The organism is bacterium (assembly GCA_022616075.1).
Lineage (GTDB): Bacteria > Acidobacteriota > HRBIN11 > JAKEFK01 > JAKEFK01 > JAKEFK01.
Genome location: JAKEFK010000167.1, coordinates 1 through 6,933 on the forward strand (window position 1 = coordinate 1; position 6,933 = coordinate 6,933).

At 48.2% G+C, this 6,933-nt stretch carries 8 protein-coding genes; 6 read left to right on the forward strand and 2 right to left on the reverse strand.

Going from position 1 to position 6,933, the window contains the following annotated elements; all coding sequences use genetic code 11:
- The 6 genes from L0156_13120 to rpsT form a co-directional block, all read left to right on the forward strand.
- A partial coding sequence (locus L0156_13120) for an isocitrate/isopropylmalate family dehydrogenase (protein ID MCI0603938.1) occupies positions 1-875 on the forward strand: 875 nt, incomplete at its 5' end.
- Positions 875-1,525 (forward strand): lysophospholipid acyltransferase family protein, encoded by a 651-nt coding sequence (locus L0156_13125; GenBank protein MCI0603939.1) that lies wholly within the window; start codon positions 875-877, stop codon positions 1,523-1,525. The genes L0156_13120 and L0156_13125, both read left to right, overlap by 1 nt.
- Before the next feature lie 48 nt (positions 1,526-1,573).
- Positions 1,574-3,985, forward strand: a complete 2,412-nt coding sequence (gene leuS / locus L0156_13130) for a leucine--tRNA ligase (protein ID MCI0603940.1) — start codon at positions 1,574-1,576, stop codon at positions 3,983-3,985.
- A gap of 5 nt (positions 3,986-3,990) precedes the next feature.
- Entirely contained in the window at positions 3,991-4,503 is a 513-nt protein-coding gene (gene lptE, locus L0156_13135; protein MCI0603941.1) for an LPS assembly lipoprotein LptE, read from the forward strand.
- Entirely contained in the window at positions 4,504-5,550 is a 1,047-nt protein-coding gene (gene holA, locus L0156_13140; protein ID MCI0603942.1) for a DNA polymerase III subunit delta, read from the forward strand.
- Positions 5,551-5,694: 144 nt separating this feature from the next.
- The gene (gene rpsT / locus L0156_13145) at positions 5,695-5,958 is read left to right on the forward strand and encodes a 30S ribosomal protein S20 (protein MCI0603943.1); all 264 of its coding nucleotides are present in this window, start codon (positions 5,695-5,697) and stop codon (positions 5,956-5,958) included.
- An 11-nt stretch (positions 5,959-5,969) separates the two neighbouring features.
- Here the strand turns inward: rpsT and L0156_13150 are convergent, their stop codons facing one another.
- Positions 5,970-6,371, reverse strand: a complete 402-nt coding sequence (locus L0156_13150; protein MCI0603944.1) for a hypothetical protein — start codon at positions 6,369-6,371, stop codon at positions 5,970-5,972.
- Between the two features lie 9 nt (positions 6,372-6,380).
- Complete coding sequence (locus tag L0156_13155; protein MCI0603945.1) at positions 6,381-6,776, reverse strand: hypothetical protein; 396 nt, start codon at positions 6,774-6,776, stop codon at positions 6,381-6,383.
- Positions 6,777-6,933 lie beyond the last annotated feature (157 nt).

Genomic DNA, 6,933 nt, shown 5'->3' on the forward strand with positions numbered 1-6,933 from the left:
ACCTCGCCGGTTACGATGCTATTTTCATGGGCGCCTTTGGCGATCCCCGAATTCCCGACATGCGTCACGCAGCCGATATTCTGCTCGGCACGCGGTTCATGCTGGATCTCTATGTAAACTACCGTCCTGTTGTTCTTTTCGATGAACGGCTCTGTCCATTAAAAGGAATTCGCGCCGGCGAGATAGACATTGCCATCTTTCGCGAAAATACCGAAGGCTTATACGTGGGTATGGGTGGCAATTTCAAGAAGAACAGTCCGGATGAAATTGCCATTCAGGAAGACGTGAATACTCGCAAAGGAGTGCAGCGGATTATCGAATATGCTTTCGAATTTGCAGTAAAGTCCGCCCGCAAAAAAGTCTGCATGAGCGACAAGAGCAATGTGCTTACTTACGGACACGATCTCTGGCAACGCGTGTTCAAAGAAGTGAGCGCAAAATATCCTCAGATCCAATCCTCTCACATGTATGTGGATGCGTTGTCGATGCAACTGATCAAAGATCCAAAAGCTTTTGATGTGATTGTGACCTGCAATATGTTTGGCGATATCATCACGGATATCGGTGCGCAGCTGCAGGGGGGATTGGGGATGGCTGCTTCGGCAAACATTAATCCCAACGGAGCTGCAATGTTTGAGCCTGTTCACGGTTCGGCGCCAAAATATGCCGGTAAAGATGTGGTAAATCCTTTTGGAGCTGTGCTGACTGCCCAATTGATGTATCAGCATTTGAACATGAATAACGAAGCAGAACTGGTGGAGGCAGCAGTGCGGTCAGCGATCAACGAAAATCAAACCACTTCTGATCTAGGAGGCTCACTTGGAACACGAGCTGTAGGGGATTATCTCTGTCAAGTGATCCGCAAATCAAGATAGTGTTTCGCTCTTTCTATTTCTATACTCTGAGCTGGATCGGCTGGATCTTGATTCAGGCGCTTGCGAGAACCTGGCGCTGGGAAATTCACGGATTCGAAAATTTCAAATCGCTGATACAGCAAAATCCATCTATTATTTATGCGTTCTGGCACGGACGAATCTTATCAGCTACTTACTTCTGGCGAAATCGTGGAATCGTGGTGCTCACGAGCGAAAACAAAGATGGTGAATACATTGCGCACGTCATTCACAGATTCGGATACGGTAGCAGTCGTGGCTCCTCATCCAGAGGCGCAGTGAAAGGGACAATCGGTTTAATAAGAACTTTGAAACAGGGCGCGCCGGTTGCATTTACCGTGGATGGTCCGCGTGGACCAAGGCATCAGGTGCAACAGGGCGTGACCTGGCTGGCCAGCTATTCTCAACATCCGATTTTGCCTTTTCATATTGAGGCAAAGAAGGCAAAAAATCTTGAGTCCTGGGATAGCTTTCAAATTCCGCTTCCTTTTTCACGCGTGCGTGTAGATATCGCCCCTCCGATAGTTCTTGAAAAGGATCTACCGGAAGAAACCCTGGAAATAAAGCGCATCGAACTGGAAAATACTTTGAACGAATTGCGTAGGAATGCGGAAGAGTGGGCGAAACAGTAGTGATGTTAATATAATTTCTTGGCGCCTTTGCGCCTTTGCGTTGAGAAAATGAATTACGATTTCAAAACTATTGAAGGAAAATGGCAGAAGCGCTGGGAAGACGATTCCATTTTCGAAGTTCACGAAGATAAAAGCAGGGCAAGATTCTACAATCTGGCGATGTTGCCCTATCCATCCGGCAAAATCCATATGGGGCATGTGCGCAACTATTCGATCCCCGATGCGATCGCGCGATACAAGCGTCGCCAGGGCTACAACGTTCTTCACCCAATCGGATGGGACGCACTGGGAATGCCCGCAGAAAACGCGGCGATTAAGAACAAGGTTCAGCCGTACAAATGGACCATGCAAAACATCAAAGCGATGCGACTCCAGATGAAGTCGCTCGGCCTTTCCTACGATTGGAAAAGGGAAGTAAACACCTGTGAACCCGAATACTACAGGTGGAACCAGTGGTTTTTCCTTCGAATGTACGAAAGGGGTTTGGCCTATCGCAAAAAAGGAAATGTGAACTGGTGCCCCAGCTGTATGACGGTTCTGGCAAATGAGCAGGTGGTTGCCGGACGTTGCTGGCGATGTGAAACCGAAGTGGTCATCCAGCAGCTGGACCAGTGGTACTTCAAAATCACGGCTTATGCAGATCGCTTGCTGCAAGCGCTCGATACCATGTCCGGTTGGCCGGAGAAAGTTTTGACGATGCAGCGAAATTGGATCGGCAAAAGTCGCGGAGCGTACGTGGATTTCGGAATCGAAAACCGTCCCGAAAAAATCCGTGTTTTTACAACGCGAATCGACACCATTTACGGCGCCACATTCGTGGTGCTTGCGCCCGAACATCCTTTGCTGTCTGCAATCTTCGGATCTGGTTCCGAGGAAATTTCGCGCGCTCGTGCTTTGAAAGAAGAGCAGGTTCTTCATGGCAAGGAGGACCTGGAGAAAAAGGGATTCTTTACGGGTGTATACGCGATCAATCCGTTCAACCAGGAACGGATTCCGATTTGGGTGGCAAACTATGTCCTGATGGATTATGGCACAGGCGCCATTATGGCAGTCCCGGCTCACGATACGCGCGATCAAGAATTCGCGCGCAAGTATGGATTACAGGAAAGACAAGTCGTTGAAACACCGGAAGGCGCATTCGAAGACTATGGCACTCTGATCAACAGTGGTCCTTTCTCCGGCTTGCACAGCGAAGAGGCGCAGAAACAGATGACCGCTCATGCGGAAAAAGAAGGCTTCGGTGAAGGAGCGACCACTTTTAAGATCAAAGACTGGGGTATATCGAGACAACGTTACTGGGGAACACCCATCCCCATGATTCATTGCAAAAAGTGTGGAGTGATTCCTGTTCCGGATGAGGATTTGCCGGTACTGCTTCCGCTCCACGTTGAAATCACTGGAGAAAAAGGTTCGCCTCTTTCGCATGTCCCGGAGTTCGTCAACGTTAAGTGTCCGAAATGCGGTGAACCGGCACTCCGCGATACGGATACGATGGACACGTTTGTGGATTCCAGCTGGTACTTTTTTCGTTATTGCTCGCCCCACGAAGACCGCGCGATGTTTGATAGCGATGCGGTCAGTTACTGGATGCCGATCGATCTTTATATTGGTGGAGTCGAGCATGCAATTCTGCATTTGATTTATTGCCGGTTTTTCACGAAAGCTTTTTATGACTTGGGAATGATTCCTTTCGATGAGCCTGTAAGGCGCATGTTTACGCAGGGCATGGTGATTAAAGATGGCGCCAAGATGTCGAAGTCCAAAGGAAACGTTGTGGATCCGGATGAGATGATCGGCAAATACGGCGCGGATACAGTGCGTTTATTCAGCCTTTTTGCCGCCCCACCGGAAAAAGAGCTGGAATGGAACGACCAGGGAGTCGAGGGTTCTCATCGATTTTTGCATCGCGTCTGGAAGCTGATTATACAACGCATGGAATTCGCGGGACCTGAAGAATCGGATTCGGATCGAACACTCCAGCGAAAAATTCATCAAACGATACGTAAAGTGACGCAGGATATCGATGAACGGATGCATCAGAACACAGCGATCAGCGCAGTGATGGAGCTGGTGAATGCGACAAACGATTCGCTTCAACAGCAGAATCCGCCATCGGCGAAGTTAATCCGCCAATCGCTCGAAACCATTCTGCACTTATTGAATCCGTTTGCTCCTCATATAACGGAGGAGCTATGGACGCTGATGGGGCATCCGGAGATGCTCTCTTCTTTGCCCTGGCCCGAGTTTGATTCAGGCCTGGCTCAGGAAGAACAGGCGACGATCGTTGTGCAGGTAAACGGAAAATTGCGTGCTTCGATGCCCGCGCCGCGTGGGTCTTCTCAGGATCAAATCATGGATATGGCCTCAAGCGATGAAAGAGTTCAAAAACATCTGGAAGGAAAACAATTTGTAAAAATTGTCTTCGTTCCTGATAAGCTCATCAATATTGTAGTGAGGTAATCATAGTGAAAGTCGGTGTTCCTTTATGTTTATCCTTGTTCTTGCTTACTGCATGCGGATATCATCTGGCGGGAACCGGTTCCAGTTTGCCGCAGCATATCAAAACGATCGGACTTCCCATCTTTGTGAACAACACGCAGGGTTATCAAGTGGAACAAAAGATAACCTCCAGCATTCAAACGGTCCTTCTTCAGAGGGGCAAATACAAAGTTGTTCCGGACGCGCAGGGGGTGGATGCGCTTTTGAAAGGCACGATCATCTCCGTATCGCTTTATCCGGCCACTTTCAGCGCTGAAGGGCGCGCGAGTGAATACAATGTTGTAATCACTGCGAAGGTGACCTTTACCGATCTGACACAGAAAAAAGTCCTGTTCCAGAATCCCAGTTTCATTTTTCGCGGCCAGTATCAAATCGATCAGGAAGAAATCCTTTTCTTTGATCGCCAATCGGAAGCTATCGATCAAATCGCTAAAGATTTTGCTGAATCGGTCGTTAGCGCCATCCTTGAAGGATTCTGATTGCGATACTCCGAGTTTCTTAAGGCTGTACAGGAGCGCAAAGTCTCGCCGGTTGTCACTTTTCTTGGCGAAGAAACTTTTCTGAAGGATCGCGCGCTCGATACGGTATTGAACCGTTTTCTCGATCAAGAATCCAGGCCTTTCAATTACCGTTCGCTGTTCGGAGAAGAAATCAAAGATACCGCATTTCTTGATGAAGCCAGCACCATGCCTATGTTCGGCGAATGGAAGGTTTTGTATATCAAACATGCCTCCGTTCTGGAGAAAAATTTCGGCCGCATCAAAGATTATCTGGATCAGTACATACAGCAACCTTCTTCGGGCACTTTATTGATTTTTGATCTCGACAGATGGGAAGGAAGTTCGAAACTGAAAGGGATACTTTCAAAGAAGACGATGGTGGTTGAATTCAATCCCCTCAGCGAAAAGGAGATTCCGAGCTGGGTGAGTGGCCACTTGCGCAGTCTGAATTTCCAAATTGAGACGAACGCTATCCAGGCATTGACGGAACGTCTCGGGACCGACCTTCAAAAAATATCAGCGGAATTGGAAAAGTTGATGCTCTTCCGGCAGTCGGAACGAAAAATTACGCTGCAGGATATCGAAAACACCGTGGGTTATACTCCCACCGCAAAAGTGTGGGATTGGACGGAAGCACTATTAGATCAGGATTCAGGAAAATCAGTGGAGCTTCTGCGGGATTTGTTGGAGCAAGGTGAGCAGCCGATCTACTGCATCGCCCTCCTCGCGAAACAGTATGAAAAAATGATCCTTGCAAAGGAAATGGTACTCCAAAAAATTCCACAGGCAACGATTGCTCAGAAAATTAATAAACCGGTCTATTTTCTGCAGAAATACTTGACGCAGCTTTCCCGTTTCCGAATGGCCGATTTGATCAAAGCAGTCGAAATTCTTTCTTTTACCGATCGCGCATTGAAATCGGGGCAGGCGAAGGAGGACCGCACTGTATTGGAATTGATGACGCTTCAGCTGTGTAATCTAAAAGAGCCGGCCCCGGCAATCTTCGACGTGCCTTTGATGACCTAGTCTTTCACCGCGGAGATCGCAGAGTTCGCAGAGAGAAAAAATCATCTTGTTTTTCTCTGCGCTCTCAGCGTCCTCTGCGGTGAAGTGGTTGCTTTCTTTCTGCAGTTTATGCATAATTCTTAGTTCTTTTTGGAGGAGAAATAAATGGGAAGAGCCAGTTCCTTATCAACGAAGAAGCGGTTGCGCGAATCGAAAAAGCGCCAGGCCCGCAATAAAGCGAACAAAACTCGTTTGAAAACAGAATTGAAGAAGGTCAGGTTATCAGCCGCAGCCGGCGAAGATGCGGCAAAGATGCTGCCGGAAGCCTATTCCATCATCGATAAGTCTGTGCGCAAAGGAGTGCTCAGCAAGAATGCTGCAGCGCGTCACAAATCCCGCCTCACCAAAGCCGCAAACAAGAATCTGTAATCGTCGGCGGGTTATTCTTTTTCCGCTCGAAACGAACCTTCTGAATCGGTCTGGCAGGGTTCACCGCTATCAGGATCCATGCAGCCAAGCGGCTGATATTGTCCCTGAAGGGATGATTCAGCCTGATTGAAGATGGCTTCGTAACGGAACGTTATATCACCTTCCTTTCGATCAAACTGTATCGTGGATCCGTTGATTTTCGCATTTTCAAACGGAGCAAGATCGCTCGAAAAGGGAGGGGTTACCGATCCAGTGATTTTGACGCCGCTTTGGTTAATTACGATTGTCATCGGTGAATCGACCTGTCCGATTCCGGAGCTTTGAACTCCACTGTAGCGTCCGGTCAAACTCTGCTCTTTATCGGTGCAAGCCATAAAAATCAGAAGCGCAACAACAAGATGCAAAATACGCATTCGAGATTCCTATCTTCCAATTTTAATGATTCTTGCAGACCATGGGCAATAGGCCCCGGCATTCACATAATCATCGATGTGACCTTCCACATAGCTCGGACGTCCGTCGCATGCTTCTACGGCTGATTCCGCCATCCGGACCGTGTCAGGAAGTAGATGCCAGTTCCAAGGCTGATTAAACCCGCCATTTCCGCGTTCCAGTCTTCCTATCGGAAATCGAGTGTTTCTTCCTTGAAAGTTTTCAGTGGCCAAACGGATCGTCTCTTGATCTGTTACAAAAATGACAAACTGTTCGTTGATCACCTGGACTGTGAAGAATTGACCACCCGGATTTTGTGCAGGATTTTCCGCTGAACAGCTGAATAAAAACAGGGCAACCGTAGCGATAAGTAAACGTTGATACATGTCTTTTCTCGAAGCAAACAGCTTGCCAGAGTTCGGCCGAGGGCAGGAGTATACGAACGAATCAAAACTTTGTGAAAGCGTCAGTTTTCTGAAAGCAAAGTGGCGCGGACATCTCGTCTGCGAAGCTTTTGCGGGCGGGTCGCCCGCACCACACTAG